Annotated in this window: 16 protein-coding genes; 5 read left to right on the top strand and 11 right to left on the bottom strand. The window is 36.2% G+C overall.

The annotated features are described in order from the left end of the window. Nucleotide 1 precedes the first annotated feature (1 nt). From FG27_RS18925 to gmd, 7 genes are all read right to left on the bottom strand, one after another. Complete coding sequence (locus FG27_RS18925; protein ID WP_081912594.1) at nucleotides 2-949, bottom strand: glycosyltransferase family 2 protein; 948 nt, start codon at nucleotides 947-949, stop codon at nucleotides 2-4. Beyond that, entirely contained in the window at nucleotides 946-1,914 is a 969-nt protein-coding gene (locus FG27_RS18635; RefSeq protein ID WP_051935770.1) for a glycosyltransferase family 2 protein, read from the bottom strand. The genes FG27_RS18925 and FG27_RS18635 overlap by 4 nt, the downstream gene beginning before the upstream one ends. Before the next feature lie 23 nt (nucleotides 1,915-1,937). Beyond that, nucleotides 1,938-2,597, bottom strand: a complete 660-nt coding sequence (locus tag FG27_RS05475) for a bifunctional 2-polyprenyl-6-hydroxyphenol methylase/3-demethylubiquinol 3-O-methyltransferase UbiG (protein ID WP_037316575.1) — start codon at nucleotides 2,595-2,597, stop codon at nucleotides 1,938-1,940. After that, nucleotides 2,594-3,832 carry an ABC transporter ATP-binding protein gene (locus tag FG27_RS05480; protein WP_037316578.1) on the bottom strand — a complete coding sequence of 413 codons (1,239 nt, stop codon included), beginning with the start codon at nucleotides 3,830-3,832 and terminating at the stop codon, nucleotides 2,594-2,596. Before FG27_RS05480 ends, FG27_RS05475 begins: the two co-directional genes overlap by 4 nt. A 185-nt stretch (nucleotides 3,833-4,017) precedes the next feature. Further along, nucleotides 4,018-4,902, bottom strand: a complete 885-nt coding sequence (locus tag FG27_RS05485) for an ABC transporter permease (RefSeq protein ID WP_231563286.1) — start codon at nucleotides 4,900-4,902, stop codon at nucleotides 4,018-4,020. A 430-nt stretch (nucleotides 4,903-5,332) separates the two neighbouring features. Next, nucleotides 5,333-6,268: a GDP-L-fucose synthase gene (locus FG27_RS05490; protein WP_037316581.1), complete on the bottom strand. Its 936-nt coding sequence runs from the start codon at nucleotides 6,266-6,268 to the stop codon at nucleotides 5,333-5,335. Between the two features lie 44 nt (nucleotides 6,269-6,312). After that, a complete protein-coding gene (gene gmd, locus FG27_RS05495) occupies nucleotides 6,313-7,425 on the bottom strand; it encodes a GDP-mannose 4,6-dehydratase (RefSeq protein ID WP_037321971.1) in 1,113 nt (370 codons plus the stop codon). A gap of 688 nt (nucleotides 7,426-8,113) precedes the next feature. Between gmd and FG27_RS18930 the strand changes: the two genes are divergently transcribed. Continuing rightward, complete coding sequence (locus tag FG27_RS18930; protein WP_037316584.1) at nucleotides 8,114-8,461, top strand: asparagine synthase-related protein; 348 nt, start codon at nucleotides 8,114-8,116, stop codon at nucleotides 8,459-8,461. A gap of 279 nt (nucleotides 8,462-8,740) precedes the next feature. On the opposite strand, the gene FG27_RS05510 is transcribed toward FG27_RS18930, so the two are convergent. The 3 genes from FG27_RS05510 to FG27_RS05520 form a co-directional block, all read right to left on the bottom strand. Next, nucleotides 8,741-9,889 (bottom strand): glycosyltransferase family 4 protein, encoded by a 1,149-nt coding sequence (locus FG27_RS05510; protein ID WP_037316587.1) that lies wholly within the window; start codon nucleotides 9,887-9,889, stop codon nucleotides 8,741-8,743. A 119-nt stretch (nucleotides 9,890-10,008) separates the two neighbouring features. Continuing rightward, nucleotides 10,009-12,480, bottom strand: a complete 2,472-nt coding sequence (locus FG27_RS05515) for a polysaccharide biosynthesis tyrosine autokinase (protein WP_037316590.1) — start codon at nucleotides 12,478-12,480, stop codon at nucleotides 10,009-10,011. Further along, the gene (locus FG27_RS05520) at nucleotides 12,481-13,278 is read right to left on the bottom strand and encodes a polysaccharide biosynthesis/export family protein (protein WP_037316593.1); all 798 of its coding nucleotides are present in this window, start codon (nucleotides 13,276-13,278) and stop codon (nucleotides 12,481-12,483) included. A 165-nt stretch (nucleotides 13,279-13,443) separates the two neighbouring features. Here FG27_RS05520 and abc-f point away from each other — a divergent pair, with 165 nt between their 5' ends. From abc-f to FG27_RS05540, 4 genes are all read left to right on the top strand, one after another. Continuing rightward, nucleotides 13,444-15,315 (top strand): ribosomal protection-like ABC-F family protein, encoded by a 1,872-nt coding sequence (gene abc-f / locus FG27_RS05525; RefSeq protein WP_037316596.1) that lies wholly within the window; start codon nucleotides 13,444-13,446, stop codon nucleotides 15,313-15,315. A gap of 179 nt (nucleotides 15,316-15,494) precedes the next feature. After that, nucleotides 15,495-15,857 (top strand): four helix bundle protein, encoded by a 363-nt coding sequence (locus tag FG27_RS05530; RefSeq protein WP_037316601.1) that lies wholly within the window; start codon nucleotides 15,495-15,497, stop codon nucleotides 15,855-15,857. A 58-nt stretch (nucleotides 15,858-15,915) separates the two neighbouring features. Next, on the top strand, nucleotides 15,916-16,713 hold the full coding sequence (locus FG27_RS05535) for an O-methyltransferase (protein WP_037316604.1): 798 nt from the start codon (nucleotides 15,916-15,918) through the stop codon (nucleotides 16,711-16,713). A 45-nt stretch (nucleotides 16,714-16,758) separates the two neighbouring features. Next, nucleotides 16,759-17,457, top strand: coding sequence for an ABC transporter ATP-binding protein (locus tag FG27_RS05540; protein ID WP_037316607.1), 699 nt, complete (start codon nucleotides 16,759-16,761; stop codon nucleotides 17,455-17,457). On the opposite strand, the gene FG27_RS05545 is transcribed toward FG27_RS05540, so the two are convergent. After that, nucleotides 17,454-18,038 carry an alkylphosphonate utilization protein gene (locus FG27_RS05545; RefSeq protein ID WP_037316610.1) on the bottom strand — a complete coding sequence of 195 codons (585 nt, stop codon included), beginning with the start codon at nucleotides 18,036-18,038 and terminating at the stop codon, nucleotides 17,454-17,456. The genes FG27_RS05540 and FG27_RS05545 overlap by 4 nt on opposite strands. Nucleotides 18,039-18,045: the final 7 nt, after the last annotated feature.

The following is an 18,045-nucleotide window of genomic DNA, read 5'->3' on the forward strand; positions in this document are numbered from 1 at the left end:
TTTATTTTTTTAAAACAAGTTTTCGTACTGTATTAAAGCCAATATATCTTTTATGATTTAATTTCGAAATATAATATAAAGAGAAAAACATCGATTTAAAGAAAAACAATAAAGAAATATTTCTCGTTTTTACACCTAAAGATAGAGTTTTCTTAAAATACTTAAACGAAAAATCATCGCAAAATAATGATTTAATGATCTTATAAAAATATGCAGAATTATAATTTCTAAATTCATTTTTATATTTCTTGGCAAACTTTAATTGGTATTTCCAGATTTGTATTTGATCACGCTTTGAAACATTGTTAGTACGATAAAAAGTATCAATCTTACCTTCTATATCTGTTACTATTTTTCCATCTGCCAATAAAGATTTTACATGTAGGACTGGATCTTCCAAAAGAAGAAATTCAGTGTCGAAACCGTTTAATTCTCTAAGATATTGTTTTTTCCAAATTGTTGAAATTACAGTAAAAGGATAACTTCCATCGAGGAAGCTTTTTAAATAAAAATCTTTTTCATTTTGCAAATTTGGCAAAGTGTTAAATAGCTGCGGCACGCTACCGGTATGAAAATTTGCAGTTTTAAATACCCAAAGATTGTTTCTAGGATAATTAATTATAAATTGTATTCTGTTTTCTAAGCAGGACTTACTAAGAAGATCATCAGAATCAAGAAATTGAATAAAATCACCAATGGAATTTCGAATTCCTATATTCCGACACCCTGCTGCCCCTTTTGATAGTTCTTCAGGTCTCTGAAAAAGTTTAATTCTTGGATCTTTTTTCCTGTAGAAATTAATTAATTCCTCTGTATAATCGTCAGATCTATCATCTACAACAATACATTCCCAATGAGAATAGGTTTGGTTAATTACAGAGTCCAAAGTTTCCCCAATTAAATGAGAACGATTATATGTAGGTATTATAATAGAAACTAAAGGCCTCACATTTTTATTTTAAGGTTCAGTAATTTTTTTTCAATTCTGTAACTTCTTCTCTTTAGACTAAATATAATCCCTCCAAAAAATAAAAACTTAGATGCAACTTTAATATCAATACTTTTTAAACAGGAAGTAACTTGAATTAAAATATACTTTGCATTTTTATAATGGGAGTTATCAATACTATCAAAATAAAATAATAGTATGTTTTTATATAAATAATTAAATAATTCTAGGTCTTTTATCTTTATAGCTTTTTTTAAATTTTCAATTGCTATATAACTCCGGGATTCTCTATGATAATTAATATAATATTTATCTTCGTTAGATTTTGATAACTGATGTTGCCTGTAAAGGAATAAAGGTTTATCAACAATATTATACCTCTGCGGATTTAATTTAAAAAATAATCTTGAAAAAAATTCTGCTTCCTGCCCTCGCGTGATTTGAGTATTAAATAAAGAAACTCCTGACAAAAATTCTCTTTTGAATAAAACAGAATTTGTAATTATTTGGTTTTTCCATAAAATCATTCCTTTAAATAATTCATTTTTCAAATCAAATTTTAGTGTCTTTCTATCATTTAAAGATTCATTCACTAAATATCCTGTAGTAATAATAAAATAATGTTTCTCATCAATAAATTCCAGTCTTGCTTGAATTAATTTTTTGAACATCACATCATCATCATCAAACCACTGAATATACGCCCCACTACTTAATTCAAAACCATAATTTCTACAAGCATTTGCGCCTTTCGGTCGATCTTGTGGGCGATGATGATATTGTATTCTGGAATCTTTTCCACAATAAAACTCCAGTAATTCTTCAGTATAATCGGCAGAACCATCATCTACCACAATACATTCCCAATTTTGGTAAGTTTGTGCAATAACCGAGTCTAAAGTTTCCCCGATTAAGTGAGCGCGGTTGTAAGTGGGAATTATTATGGAAACTAAATCTTCATTCATTTAAAGCCGATAATATTAAATAATTATTTCCCCTTTCTTAGAACAATAGTATAACCCGTTTTTTGATACTTTTTAAAACCTTTCTTACGTAAAAATTCATAAGCCTGAAAAGTCACCTTAGATATAAGGTTTTTAGATCTTTTTAATGTGTAAAACATTTTCTTTTCCAGAAATCGGTATTGTAATTTCTCAACAGTATAATTTTTAGCAATTGGTTCTCGGGTTAAATTATCACAAAATCCCGAGCACAAATATTTCTGAAAAATAAAAGGATTATATGGCTTAATATGAGAAAGATCGTCATAGAATCCTTCCCACATTAGAGGTGCGGATATCACAATAGCACCCCCTGGCTTACAGCATCTATCGAATTCCTTAAGTGTATCATATACTTCTTGAGGCTGCAAATGCTCAATAACATGACTCATATGAATTACATCGAAAAAGGTATCGTCAAATGGTAATTCAGGAAGTCGTCCTAAATAGACATTTTTATAATTTGCCTCTAAGGATTTAATACTGCTAGGATTTCCTTCAAATAAATATATATTTTTTTGATTACAAAAATCTGCGAAATTTCCATTACCCGCACCTACATCCAAAACAGTACTCTTTGGTCCAATTAGATCTTTTCCTATTTGAAAAAAAGGTTCTCTGCTATGCGTTACAAATTTCTCATTCATATTTTCTTCCAGTTTGCATCTTCAATTACGGGATAGCCATTTTTACTTGATATAGGACCGCCTTTTCTAATATTTCCTTCTTTAACTAACAAGTTAAAAACTTCTTGTTGAAAATCGTAAACTTGAACAGCTGTCCCAAGCCAAATATTAGCAGTATATAAACCCGAGGTCATCCTAAATTTATCTAATTTTCCAATTATCGTGTTTTTTCCTACCTTTAAATCAAAAATTTCTCCGCTATGCCCAGAATATATTTGATATAAAGGTTGTGATTCTTTTCCTTTTAAAGTAAACGAGAATTCAACTGATGTTTCTATTTTTGATTCTATTATAACTTCAAATTCAAAGCTCTTTCCAGTCGCAACTTCCGAAATGATTTGAAATGACCGCACATAAATATCTTTTTCTGATTCACTATTGCGGTACATTGTGTCCGGTATTAAATTCTGAGAATCCAGATAAAAATCTACAGTTTCAGATGGTTTTCCTTCAAAGACATTTCTACCATCTTCCAAATAAATTGCTTTTGTACAAAGGTTTTGTATTGCTACCATATTATGGCTAACAAAAAGCACGGTCCTCCCTTCCCCGGTAGAAAGGTCCTGCATTTTCCCAATGGCTTTTTTTTGAAATTCGGCGTCACCTACAGCCAACACTTCATCTACCACTAAGATCTCAGGTTCAAGATGAGCAGCAACTGCAAAACCCAATCTCACCGTCATCCCGCTGCTGTAACGCTTTACCGGCGTCTCAATATATTTTTCACAACCCGAGAAGGCGATGATCTCATCCAGTTTAGCTTTAATTTCAGCTTTGCTCATTCCAAGCACAGCTCCATTCATAAAGATATTTTCTTTACCGGTCAATTCTCCATGAAAGCCCGTTCCTACTTCCAATAAGGATGCTATTCTACCTTTAGTTTTTATACTGCCGGTGGTTGGTGCGGTTACCCTGGAAAGAATTTTTAACAGGGTAGATTTACCGGCTCCGTTTTTACCAATAATCCCTAGGACTTCTCCCTGCTTAACTTCAAAATTTATATCCCGTAAAGCCCAAACATAATCTTCGGTAGCTTTGGCGCTTCTATCATTCACGCCACCAACTTTTAAATAAGGATCTTCCTTGCCGCGCAGACTATGCCACCACCTATTTAGATCGTGCTGCAAACTACCGGTACCAACCGTACCCAGGCGATATTGTTTAGAAATATTTTCAGCTTTTAATATTACACCCATATTTCAGTTTGCAGGATTAAAGTAAGCAGTTAGCAGTTAAAAAATTATGGTGGAAAAATAAGAAAATTTTACGGGTTCTTCCGTTTTACAAGTTTCAGTTTTCCAACTCTGTAATTTCATTCATCTGTGCTTTACACCTTCTGAATTAACGCCTACCGACTATAGACTATCGCCTAATAACTAACTTAAACTGTATCAATAAAATTCTTCTCCGTCCGATTAAAAATAATTAAACCTATTAGAAATAGCACGATTGATACTCCTAAAGTATATAAAAAACCAGGCCAGGTGAAGGTCCCGGTATCTAATACCATATACCTAAAGCCTTCAATGATTTGAGTAAGCGGATTATATTTCACCAGCCAGGCCCAGTCCGGCATTTTTTCGGAAACTTCGCTTAAAGGATAAGGTACTGCCGAGATGTACATTAACAAAGTAGTAGCAAAACCTACTAAAACGGTTAGATCACGATATTTTGTAGTTAATGCCGAGATCGTCATTCCCGCACCAAGCCCCAGTAAGGCCATCATTAACACATAAACCGGGAACAAGATTAGATTAGAATTAGGACTTAACTCAGCACCATTAAATAGAAAATAGAAATAGAAAATAATTAATATCAGTAATTGAATTCCGAATTTAAACAAGTTGGAGATCACAGTTTTTAATGGCATAATCAACCGTGGAAAATAAACCTTTCCAAAAATACCCGCGTTGGCGGTAAAGGTATTAGAAGTTCCACTAAGACATTGATTAAAATAATTCCAGGCTGTAATCCCTGTTAGGTTAAAAAGAAACGAAGGTACATTACCCGTGGGAATACTTGCAATATTATTAAAAACCAGGGTAAAGATTATCGAGGTAAAAAGCGGTTGGATAAAATACCACAAAGGACCCAAAATAGTTTGCTTATAAACCGTGACTATATCCCTTTTCACAAAAAGGATCAACAAATCACGATACCGCCAAATCTCCTTAAAGTTAAGGTCTATCAGCTTTCGTTTCGGGGTGATTTCGTATAGCCAGTCGTCGTTTTCGGTCAAGGTGTTTTCGGGAAAAATTTTCTGCAACGAAATTAAGGATTTTTAATTAATAAAATAGTCTTTAGTCGGTAGGCCTTAGTCTTTAGAAATACGTCTTCTATAAATTTCTAACTCCCAATGACTACAAACTATTGACTATCTTCAAAAGATTAGCACGCTCCTGCGTCGCTCGTAAGGACCGGAGAAACAAAGGAAAAAACTGAACTTAGAGAATAGAAAAAAGAGACAAGAATAATTACAAAATATTCATGTATTCGTGGCGAAATTTTTAGAAAAGCGCCATTGCGATGGAGGCACGACTGAAGCAATCTCTTCAAGCTTAAAACTCCTATCTAAAGATTACCACGCTCCTGCGTCGTTCATAATGACGGAGAGAAACAAAAATAAAGACAAAGGAAAATATTCGTGTATTTGTGACGAAAGTATATTTGTTAGATCTTAGTTTTCAGATGCTTACTTAAAGCTTATCGTACCTTTTCAAAAACCACTTATAAGTCATCTTAAGCCCCTCTTCTAATTGTGTTTGAGCGCTCCAACCCAGAGCATTTAATTTTTGAATATCCAGTATTTTTCTTGGGGTGCCATCGGGTTTGGAGACATCCCAAACAATTTCGCCTTTATGCCCCGTGACTTTTTGAATAAGTAGCGCAAGGTCTTTGATGCTTAAATCCTCACCTACTCCCACATTGTACACCGGCTCCTCCAAATTATTTTCAAGCGCAAAGCATACCGCCGAGGCCAGGTCTTTTACATACATAAATTCCCTCATTGGGGTACCGGTACCCCATAACGTTACGCTAGCCTGATCATTGAGTTTAGCTTCGTGGAACTTTTTAATCATTGCAGGAATTACGTGTGAGGAATTTAAATCGAAATTATCCCACTCTCCATAAAGATTGGTAGGCATAAGCGACACAAAATCTTTATCAAATTGGTTTCGAAGTGCTTCACAAGCTTTTAAGCCCGCAATTTTTGCTATGGCATAGGACTCATTTGTTGGTTCAAGAGTACCCGTAAGTAAATAGTCTTCTTTTATGGGTTGCGCACAGAACTTTGGGTAGATACAGGAACTTCCAAGAAATATTAATTTTTGCACCCCAAAGCGGTGTGCATTCTCAATAAGATTATTTTGTATCAGCAGGTTTTTCATCAAAAAATCATAAGGCTGCTCAATATTGGCTAAAATCCCGCCCACCTTTGCCGCAGCAATTATTAATACTTCGGGCTTTTCAATATTGAAAAATTGCGCCACAGTTTTTTGATTTTCTAAATCTAAGGCTGCTGATGTGCGCCCAATTAAATTAGTGTAGCCTGCTTTTTCCAAATGTCGCCAAATAGCAGATCCCGCCATACCTGTGTGTCCCGCAATATATATCTTCTTACTCTTATTCATTCAATCAGTGTAATCTGTTTTAAATCCGTTTAATTTCCTTACTACTATTCGTAATAATTTAAAGTTTTATATCCTCCGTCGCGCAAATGCTGTTCTCTTTGCATGAGCAGTAAATCGCTTTTCACCATTTCTTTTACCAACTCCTGAAGTTCGTGTTGTGGCTTCCACCCAAGTTTTTGGTGAGCCTTGGTGGCATCGCCAATGAGTAAATCAACTTCTGTAGGCCTGAAATACTTAGAATCTATATTCAGAATTTCTTTTCCTTTTTCCAATTGAAATTGAGGATTAGCGCAAGCTTTTACAAAAGCTTTTTCATTTATTCCCTCTCCTTTAAATTCAAGTTCAATTCCCAGCTCCTCAAAAGCCATTTTAACCAAATCTCTAACACTTGTAGTGTTTCCCGTAGCAATAATCCAATCTTCAGCTTCTTCGGCCTGAAGAATCATCCACATCATTTTCACATAATCTTTGGCATGACCCCAATCCCTTTTCGCATCAAGGTTTCCGAGGTGAAATTTATCCTGCAACCCCAAAGCGATCCTGGCGGCTGCCCTGGTGATCTTCCGACTCACAAAAGTCTCTCCTCGCAAAGGAGATTCATGGTTAAAAAGAATTCCATTACAGGCAAAAATGCCGTATGCCTCCCGGTAATTGACGGTGATCCAGTATGCGTAAAGCTTTGCAACCCCGTAAGGACTGCGAGGATAAAATGGAGTCTTTTCGGTTTGCGGACTCTCCTGTGCCTTTCCAAATAATTCAGATGTGGATGCCTGATAAATCTTGGTTTTCTTTTCAAGACCAAGTAATCTTACAGCATCTAGAATTCTAAGAGCGCCGAGCCCATCGGTATTTCCCGTGTATTCAGGAATTTCAAATGAAACCTGCACATGGCTCATTGCAGCAAGGTTATAGATCTCATCGGGTTGAATTTCCTGAATTAACCGAATAAGATTAGAGCTATCGGTCATCTCGCCATAATGCAGAATAAAATTCCTATTTTTCTCGTGCGGGTCCTGGTAGAGGTGGTCTATCCTGGAAGTATTAAACTGTGAAGATCTGCGTTTAATACCATGCACCTCATAGCCCTTTTTAAGAAGAAATTCACTCAAATAAGCTCCATCCTGACCGGTGACGCCGGTTATCAATGCTTTTTTCATCCTTTTCATTTAGTCTCTCGAAGTTAACCGGGAAATTACCGGACGAAGTTAAAAGAATTTTTCTTTTTCTGAGTTTCGACTTCCAGTCAAATTATTTGAATGGATCTTTATAAATAATCAACTAACTTCGAGTTAGGAGTTTGTTTATGATTTTAGGGAGTTTTGTTTCGGTTTTTAATACCTATTTTATAAAGTCATTTTTTTGTTGGTCCCATTTAAAAAACCTACTGAAACGTTCCAGGGTTTCTACCGGGATTATTTTAACTTCCGTAAAAAACTTCTTTCCGACCTTTTCAAAATGAGAAGAACTAAAGCTTCTATCGGGATGAGGAGGATAGTTCTTTTTCCATTCTTTAAAAGCTTCTTTCTGAAATATAGAAGGGCGCTTACCTACAGGAATTTACCAACGAATATTATCCAATAACTTTTAACTTACAGTGGGCTCAAAAAAAAGGGCTTCCCAATCTTCTTTTAATAGTCAGGCGGTTTCTTTTAAAAACTTTTCTCCCACCGGTAATTCTAATGGTGCAAAAAAAGCTTTTCCTACCACAAAATCAAAACTATTTGACGGCAATTCGTTCTCCAGAAAATCACCACTCAAAAAGCGAATAGGATGTTCAAACTATAGGCTTCATTTAAGATTCAACGACCGAATTTCTATTGCGTATAGCACCGAATTAAGAGAACCATGCTAGATTATAGATTGGTTGAATTTGCTTTTTCACAACCAGAAGCATATAAGATATCAAATAGAGTGCAGAAATATTTAATTCGGGAAATTCTTAAAGAAATAGCTCTGAAAGATTTGAGTTATGCACCAAAACGCCCACTACAAACTCCACAAAGGGAATGGCTGGGTGAAGAATTAAAATATTTTACTAGTGAGAATTTAGAAAAGCTAAAATATTCCGAAATTTCACATTGGTTTGATTTTGATGAGATGAAAAAGGAATGGAAAAATTACAAAGCGGGAGATAACCAAAGTAGTTTTCATATATGGCAATGGATTAATGCCGGTTTGTTGCTGGGGGTTTAAGTAAAACAGAAATAAACAAGTTATTTAAAAATCTGTATTGATAAACTTTTGATTACATTAAGTTCGATTCCATATTGAAAGTTTATTTCAAACTATAAACTATAAGGAATTGACCATTGTTCAAAACACTCTAATTTGAGCTCTCTCGAAAGTTAAATTGTAGTGAGATCGATTTTATTTTCCAAAAATCAAAAGTTATAGTTCTATAAGGCTAAATAATAGATTAATAACGGTTAAGAACATTAATAATTCTATTTTAACACTATCCCATAAATTTCATCAAAGTTTATTTATAACCTTTAAAAATTTTCGACTAAAAACTTCATTAGTGAAATTAGTTTCTAAAAATTTTCTTCCCAGCTCACCCATAGCTATCCTTTTATCTTCATTTTTGTAGAGATATACCATTTTTTCAAATAGCTCCTCGTGTCCTCCTGAATACAATAAACCATTTTCCCCATGGTTAATCAATTCAGAAGTTGCTCCATCATCCCTACCAATCACTGGTATTCTCAAGGCCATAGACTCAAGTGCAACTCTTCCTAAACCTTCATTCGTAGAACAAACTAGAGATACATCTAATCGTAAAAATCCTTCAAAAGGATCGTTTAGGTGTCCTGTGAAAACAACATTATTTAATAAATTTAATTCTCGAATTATTTTTTTTAAACCACTTTGTTTTCCGGCTCCTATAATTAGGAGTTTACTTTTAGGGTATAATTTGTGAAAATTAGCAAAAGCTCTAACAGCAATTTCCTGTCCTTTTTCTGGATGGATTAAGCCTACTATCCCAAAAGTAAAAACTTTTTCATCTAACAAAGAGTGATTTCGTTTTCTTTTATCAAGATTTTCTAATTCCCTTTCACTTAATATTGCATTATAAAGTTGCTTTACATTCCATAAAGAGAATTCCTTAACTAAAAATTCTTTCAGAAAATGAGAAATAGCTATTACTACCTCCGATTCCTTTAGACTATTTTGAGTATATTCCTTCTGAAACCATTTAAAACTATAATGATCAGGGTGGGACCTTACAAACCATATATGTGGCTTATTATATTTTTGAGCATATAAAAAACCTATATTAAATATAGAAGTATTCGAACAAACTAAATCTGGTTGAAAATCACCAAGCTTTCTTTTAATTTTTGGAATCTGTTTTAAATTAAAATTTGTATTGCGATTTCCTCTAAAATTATCAATGCAGGAAAAAGATATCTTTGATTCCTTTCCTATCCACCCTTTAAATTTATGAATTTCCCAGGTTACCCCCATTTTTTGAAGCTCTCTTGAAAGCCCCCCTGGTTTGGGCATAATCACAAACAATTCTTTATCTTCTTTTAAACAAATTTCAAGAATTTTAATTAAAGAGCGGTTTGCTCCATATAATGCTGAATAGTGAGTAAAAAATAAAATACTTTTTATCATATAAGACTCTTAGAGTTACTTAATTAACTGCTCATCAAAAAATGAAATAATTTAAAAGCTTCTAAAATTTTATAGCTTCTTTAAAATTAATATGATTTTTTATCTATTAAAATATGGAATTACTCAAAATTCCGCATCGCCTTCTTCCACCAACGTTTAAATTTTCGGGTGGGATCAGATTTTTCTACGTAACCTTTGGAGTAGCGGTTATACCCGTAGCCATAACCATAGCCGTATCCGTAGCCATAGCCGTATCCATAACCATATTTTGCTCTATGTACAAAGTGGTTTAATACAAAACTGATGTTCTTTATTTCCCCTTTAGCGTATTTCTCGTTAATAGACTCCAGCATTCCGCGCTTTGTATAATCCTGACGCACCAGGTAAATGGTGGCATCGGCGTGTTTAACCAGGTTTAAAGCATCGGCAACCATCCCTATTGGTGGAGTATCGAGGATAATATAATCGTATTTCTGTTTTAATTCCTCCATCAGCTTATCCATTTGCTCGTTGATAAGCAACTCTGATGGATTTGGAGGCACCGGCCCGGCGGTGATTACATCTAGATATGGAATCTTACTTTTTTGAATAATCTCATCACTACTTGCCTGGTCTATTAAATAATTTACAACTCCCAGATCATTATTCAACTGGAAGTCATCGAAAATCTTCGGTTTTCTTAAATCGACCCCAACCAGCACCGTTTTCCGTTCACTTAAAGCGAAAACCGTTGCGAGGTTCATCGCACAAAAAGTTTTACCTTCTCCAGAAACAGAGGAGGTTACCAAAAGAGTTTTTGAACCGCTTACTCCCTGTTTTTTATACATGAACTGAAGACTGGAACGCAATCCCCTAAAACCTTCGGCAATAGATGATTTAGGATTATTAAAAACCACCAGGTTCGAGTCACTTTTACTTTTCCCAATCATCCCCAAAATAGGAATTGGCGATAAACGTGTCACTTCCTGGGCATTATGAATATTGGTATTCATAAAAACTAATAAGAATACAAAAGTTAAGGGAATTACGCCCCCAACCAGGACGGCCATTACATAATTTAATTGGGTATTCGGACCAATTTGTCCCCCGCCGGTATCTTTTGCCGAATCTATCACCATCACATCACTTACATTCGCCGCTTTTATTAAACCGGCCTCGCTCCTTTTCTCCAGAAACATATTGTAAGATTTTTCGTTTAAGCTATAACGCCGCTGAATTTTAAGTAAATCCTGTTCTTCCTGCGGCAGGGTGCTTATATCAGCTTCCAATCGCGAAATTTGGCTGTTAATATCCCTTTGCTCCTCCTGTAATAAGCCTTTGGAGGAACTTATATTCTCCAGCAAAATTGATTTCACCGAATTGATTTGCCGGTCTATATCGTCAAAAACCGGGGAGTTTTCTTTTAGCGAATACTGGTAGTTACTCCGTTCTTCTGCCAGGGTGATAATCCGGGAGACGCCGCTGGCGATACTCCCTTCTGAAATTCCCGCTACAGAAGGTGCGGGAACATTGGAGTAATCATTTCTGGTTTCCAGGTAATTTCTTAAGGTTTCATAATAAGAAAGTTGCCGCCTGATGTCTTCTTTTCTAAGATCTAAAGTTGAAAGCCGATTAGAGAGTTGGGAACTTTCCGCAGAAATATCCATAATTGCATTTTCATTCCTAAACTGGTTCAGCTCTGCTTCTACCATTTTTAAAGCTTCCGACTGTACCGCGAGACTGGAATCTATAAACCGAATGGTCTTGGTAGCAAAAAGGTTTTTCCGTGCCAGCATATTATCACTTAGCACTCTTACGGTTCCGTTCAGATAATCTACAATTCGGGCTTTATTCCCTCCCGTTTGACTCATCTTTAAAACCGAAGACCCCTGGGATTCGGGACTCACATTAACGTTTCTATATCTCCCTACCGCCGAGTCAAAATTCATAAAACTCACATAAAAAGGGGTGCCGGCTTGTAAGGGCTGATCTACTCTAAGTATAGTTCCATTGAAAAAAGGAAGTCGCACCTGTTCGCCTGATTTGTAATTTCTACTGAATTCTTTAGCTTCTACCTCACGATACGTTTTTTCTTTGGTTTTATAATTCTGAAGGTTTAAACTCGCCGGCACATTGGCTTTTAAATTGTAGGTTACCGAATCAAGAAATGTGATTGTGAGTGTTACATTATGTGCCTGAGCCATAGTGGTATCGGCAACTACTTTAAAAGGCGTACTTCCATAAGCATCTATGCGTTGATACTCCCCGTCTCTTAAATACTGTGTATAAAACTGAAGTTTTTCTACCACTTCCTCATTATGAGAACGAGATCTTAAGATCGTCATTGCGGTATTCACCTTATCTGAAGTCCCTCCCCAATTAAACGTTAAACTGGTATTACTGGTAAAAAACGGATTTTGATCGTCTTTTATAGAAATGGAATTTCCAAGATTGTAAACAGGCAATTTTCTTACGTTATTATAGTAAGCCACTGCCAAACTAATCCCCACCGAAAGCAATATTAACTTCCAGTAACTTATCACTTTTAGTACAAAACCTTTAAAATCAAAAGTTGAGCCTACATCTGATATGTGATCATCATCGTGCGCCATTTAAATCCTGCTAAATAATAAGATTGTTGTAGTAACGAAAGATAAAATTGTTACTCCCGTTCTAAATATTTCCAGTCCCGTTGAGCCCAATCCTAAAGACTTTTGAGGTAAGGCATTCACCAAAATAAGATCATTGGGTTGAATATAATAAAATTCACTTTTAGTCGCGTTGATATCGGTTAGGTCTATGTGATGTACCCTTTCACCTTCAGGATATTGCCGAATAATCTTTACTTCTTCCATATTACCATATTCGGAAATTCCCCCGGCATTGGCAACGGCTTCCATTATGGTAACTTTATCTTTGTAGATCACCTGGCTGCCGGTTCCTATCTCACCCAATGTAGTATAACGTATTCCAGCCAGTTTTACAGTCACAAAAATATTAGCTTCCTGCCTAAAATAATTTTCTAATAAAAGCTCCTCTATTTTCTCCCGCGCCTCTCTTTCGGTATAACCCAAAACATTTACTACTCCTAAAGTAGGCACGCGAATATTCCCGTGATCATCCACCGTAAACCCATCAAAAAACACGGCCTCTTCTGTAGTTGCATTTGGGTTTGCCTCTCCAACCGGATTAAACATCCCTACCAGTTCCTGATCCAGGGCTTTTACACGAATGCTTAATAAATCGCCGGTTTGAATACGATAAGGTTTTTTGAGTTGTTGAATTTGAATAATACTATCCAGTTCTGCATCATTTTCCTGTAGATAAGTGGTCTTTTTGGCAGAAATACAGGACGAGAAGCTCAAAACTCCCGCCAATAAGATTAGAATTAAATAGTATCTCTTCAGCATATTTTACTATTGATTCGGGACATCAGGATGAATAAGGTCGACAAATGCACTTTTGGGCATCCCATCGGCATCCTAATTTAGATAGTTTTAACAAATATAGTTTTTGTAGGCTAATAATAAAATTAAGTCGCAATTTTCCTTTTATTTTGCACAAAACTCAAGTCTGTGAATTATTTAAGTGTAGAGAATATTGCCAAAGCCTATGGCGAACATGTATTATTCGAAGATATTTCTTTCGGAATTAATGAAGGCCAAAAAGTAGGCTTCATTGCCAAAAATGGAACCGGGAAGACTTCCCTTCTTAATATCCTGGCCGGTTTCGATTCGCCAGATGCCGGCAAAGTGGTATATAGAAAAGATATTACTACGGCATTTCTTCCGCAGGAACCCAATTTAGACCCTAATTTAACGGTGGAAGAAACCATATTTTCTTCAGATAACGAGATCCTGAATATCATTAATCGTTACGAAAAAGCACTTATTAATCCCGATGATGCTGATGTTTATCAAAAAGCTTTTGAAGAAATGGATGCGGCCCAGGCCTGGGATTTTGAAACCCAATACAAACAGATTCTTTTTAAACTGAAGTTAGACGATCTTTCTAAAGAAGTGAAATACCTCTCTGGCGGACAGAAAAAGCGATTGGCGCTAACGGTAATGCTGCTGCAGAAACCAAATTTCATTATTATGGATGAGCCTACCAACCACCTGGATCTGGATATGATCGAGTGGCTGGAGGAATATTTCAAGAAGGAGAATTTCACCATTTTTATGGTCACTCACGATAGGTATTTTCTGGAACGGGTTTGTAATGAAATCGTTGAACTGGACCACGGCAATCTTTACACCTATAAAGGGAATTACGGCTATTACCTGGATAAAAAGGATGCCCGTATGGCCCAGGAGGCTACCAATACCGAAAAAGCCAAACAGCTTTACAAAAAAGAACTGGATTGGATGCGCCGTCAACCAAAAGCACGTACCACAAAATCTAAATCCAGGATAGACGATTTTCAGGATATCAAAGACCGGGCTCATAAGCGTCGCCAGGATCATGAAGTACAACTGGAATTAAATATGGAACGCCTGGGAAGTAAAATTGTAGAACTACATAATATCGGGAAATCGTTTGAGGACAAACAACTTCTGGAAAACTTCAGCTATAATTTTAAACGAGGCGAACGTATAGGAATAATTGGAAAAAACGGTACCGGAAAATCTACTTTTCTAAATATTCTTACCGGGGGAATAACGCCAGATTCCGGAAAAGTGGTCATTGGGGAAACCATAAAATTTGGCTACTACACCCAGGCGGGGATCAATATTAAACCCGGCCAGAAAGTTATTGAAGTAATTCGGGAGTTTGGCGATTATATTCCTTTGAAAAAGGGACGTCAAATTTCGGCACAGCAGCTTCTGGAGCGATTTTTATTCGATCGTAAAAAACAATACGATTTTGTTGAAAAGCTAAGCGGTGGCGAGCGGAAAAGGCTTTACCTGTGTACCGTTCTTATTCAAAATCCCAATTTCCTGATCCTGGATGAGCCTACGAACGATCTTGATATTGTTACGCTAAACGTGCTGGAAAGCTTTTTACTGGACTTCCCGGGTTGTTTGTTAGTGGTTTCTCACGACAGGTATTTTATGGATAAGATCGTAGATCATTTATTCGTGTTTCAGGGAAATGCAGAAGTTCAGGATTTCCCGGGGAATTATACTGATTATCGAGCTTATGAAGATAGCGCTTCCGCAGAACCTAAACAGGAAAACCAAACTACAACTCAGAAAGACAATAAAAAAGACTGGAAAAAAACCAGTTCGGGCAGTAAATTGAGTTACTCTGAACAAAAAGAATATGGAAAACTGGAAAAAGAAATTGCCAATCTGGAAAAGAAAAAAGAGAAACTTCAGCAGAAATTCTTAGAAGAACTGGATCCAGATGAAATTAAAGAAAACTCAATAAAACTCCAGGAAATAGATGACGCCATAGAAACCAAAACCGAACGCTGGTTTGAGCTGGGAGCGAAGATGGAGTAGTTTCAGTTGTGAGTTGTGAATTGTGAGTTGTGAGTTCTGAGTTCTGAGTTGTGAGTTGTGAGTTGTGAGTTGTGAGTTGTGAGTTGTGAGTTGTGAGTTGTGAGTTGTGAGTTGTGAGTTGTGAGTTGTGAGTTGTGAGTTGTGAGTTGTGAGTTAAAATTAATTTTTAAATATAACATATGAAAAGTTACCGGAACTTAGATATTTACAATCTTTCTTTTGAATACGCACTTGAAGTTCACAAAGTCTCACTCAAACTTCCAAAATTTGAATTGTATGAACAGGGCAGTCAGATAAGAAGGTCCTCAAAAAGTATCAAAGACAACATCGTTGAAGGATATGGAAGAAGGGTTTACAAACAAGATTTTATAAAATTTTTGATATACTCACACGCTTCACTTTTAGAATGTTTGTCACAATTGGAAATGATTGATGAGTTATATGAAATTGGAGAAATAAAAGCGTTAAGAGAAAAATATGATCTACTGGGCGGTAAAATTTATTCATTTATTCAATACGTAGAAAAGAACTGGAAATCCTGATTTTACAACCGGAAACTGAAAACCGAGAACCGAGAACTCATAACTGACAACAGCAGGCTTGCAACTAAAATCCTACATAAAATTCCTTCTAAAATCCCAAAATCAACACGGGCTGCATTCGCCTTTTGTTTACGAATTGGTAACGAATTGTTTTTATGATAGAAAGAGATATAAAGAATATAAGCTTCTAGCAAATTATAGAAAGCAGCTTTTAAAAAATAATAAAACTATTCACGTAACCGATTTTGGTGCTGGCAGTAGGGTTTTCACTTCTAGCAAGCGCACAATTTCGGCGGTTGCAAAAAATGTAGGGATTCCGAAGAAGAGAGCGAGGTTTTTATTCCGGTTGGTCAGTTATCTAAAATGTAAAAACATCCTCGAATTAGGCACTTCCCTTGGAATTGGTACTGCTGCACTCGCTGCAAACAAAAAAAGCAAAGTTCTAAGTATAGAAGGTTGCCCCCAAACTGCCAATGTAGCCAGGAATCAGTTAGAGAAATTTGGTTTAAATAATGTGGAACTCAAAGTTGGCGAATTTGAAGAAATTCTTTCAAAATTCGTGGTATTTTCTAATAAAACCACAGGCAATAAACATCAAAAACAGTACGATTTAATTTACTTTGATGGCCACCATATTAAAGAAGCTACCTTAAAATATTTTCAAAAATTATTGCCCACCGTTCATAATAATTCGGTTTTTGTTTTTGATGATATTCACTGGTCTGCTGGGATGGAGGAAGCCTGGGAAGAAATTAAAGCACACCCTCAAGTCCAGGTTACGATAGACACATTTTTTCTCGGACTTGTATTTTTTAGAAAAGAACAGGCGAAACAGCATTTTACGATTAGGTTGTAACAAAAAGTGCAAAGCAGCGTCCTATAATCACAAAATTAATTCTGCATGAGCAAAGTCATTGAAATCAGACAAATTACCCGGGATTTTCCATTAGGAAATGAAATAGTAAAGGTTTTAAAAGGTATAGATCTAGATATAAACCGCGGTGAATATGTTGCGATTATGGGACCATCGGGTTCGGGGAAATCTACTTTAATGAACTTATTGGGCTGCCTGGATACGCCAACTTCTGGAACTTATATACTAAACGGAAAAGATGCAAGCCAAATGGGTGACGATGAACTTGCTGAAATTAGAAATAAAGAGATAGGCTTTGTTTTTCAAACTTTTAACCTGCTTCCAAGGACCACGGCTTTAGAAAATGTTGCTTTACCAATGATCTATGCTGGTTACAGCAAAACCGACCGTAAAAAACGTGCGGAAGAAGTGCTTACGAATGTTGGATTAGGAGACCGAATGGACCATAAACCCAATCAACTTTCGGGAGGGCAACGCCAAAGAGTTGCTGTTGGTAGAGCCCTGGTTAACAAACCTTCCATAATTCTCGCCGATGAACCTACCGGAAACCTGGATTCAAAAACCTCGTTGGAAATCATGAATCTGTTTGATGAAATTCATGCTGCGGGAAATACAGTAATTTTAGTTACTCACGAAGAAGAAGTTGCTGAACACGCCCACCGGATAATTCGTTTACGTGATGGAATAATAGAAAGCGATGAACGAAAAGAGGTTTTTAGCAGCTAGCTAAACTTTTTTACAAATTTGGTTAAGATCACGATTTGCTGGCCATCAACCTTGCCTTCAATTTGTTCTGCATTATCGTGTACTAGAGAAACCCGGCGCACAGCAGTTCCGCGTTTAGCAGTTAAACTACTGCCTTTCACATTTAGATCTTTTGTAAGCACCACAGTGTCACCGGCTTCAATTACTGCGCCGTTACTATCTTTATGAATAACTTCTGCCGTAGTATTTTCTTCTGATGTTAACTGGGATTTAGCAAAAGCTTTTAGATCATCTTCCATATACATCATATCCAGTAAATCCTGTGGCCAGCCTTCAGCTTTAAGCCTGGTCAGCATTTGAAAAGCCGTTACCTGAACAGCAGGAACCGTGCTCCACATAGAATCGTTTAAACAACGCCAGTGATTTACCTCAACTTTATCAAAATCTTCCAGCTGCTCGGTACAAACCTGGCAAGCCATAAAACTTCCATCGGTAACTTCACCCGGAAAATTATCAAGGCTATAAACCTGCAAATTATCGGTAGCGCTGCAAAGTTCGCAGGTACTATCGCTGCGTTCCCTTAATTCCTTTTCTAAATTCATTCTTGAT

Origin of the sequence: Salegentibacter sp. Hel_I_6 (genome assembly GCF_000745315.1) — a bacterium.
In the GTDB taxonomy this organism is placed as follows: domain Bacteria; phylum Bacteroidota; class Bacteroidia; order Flavobacteriales; family Flavobacteriaceae; genus Salegentibacter.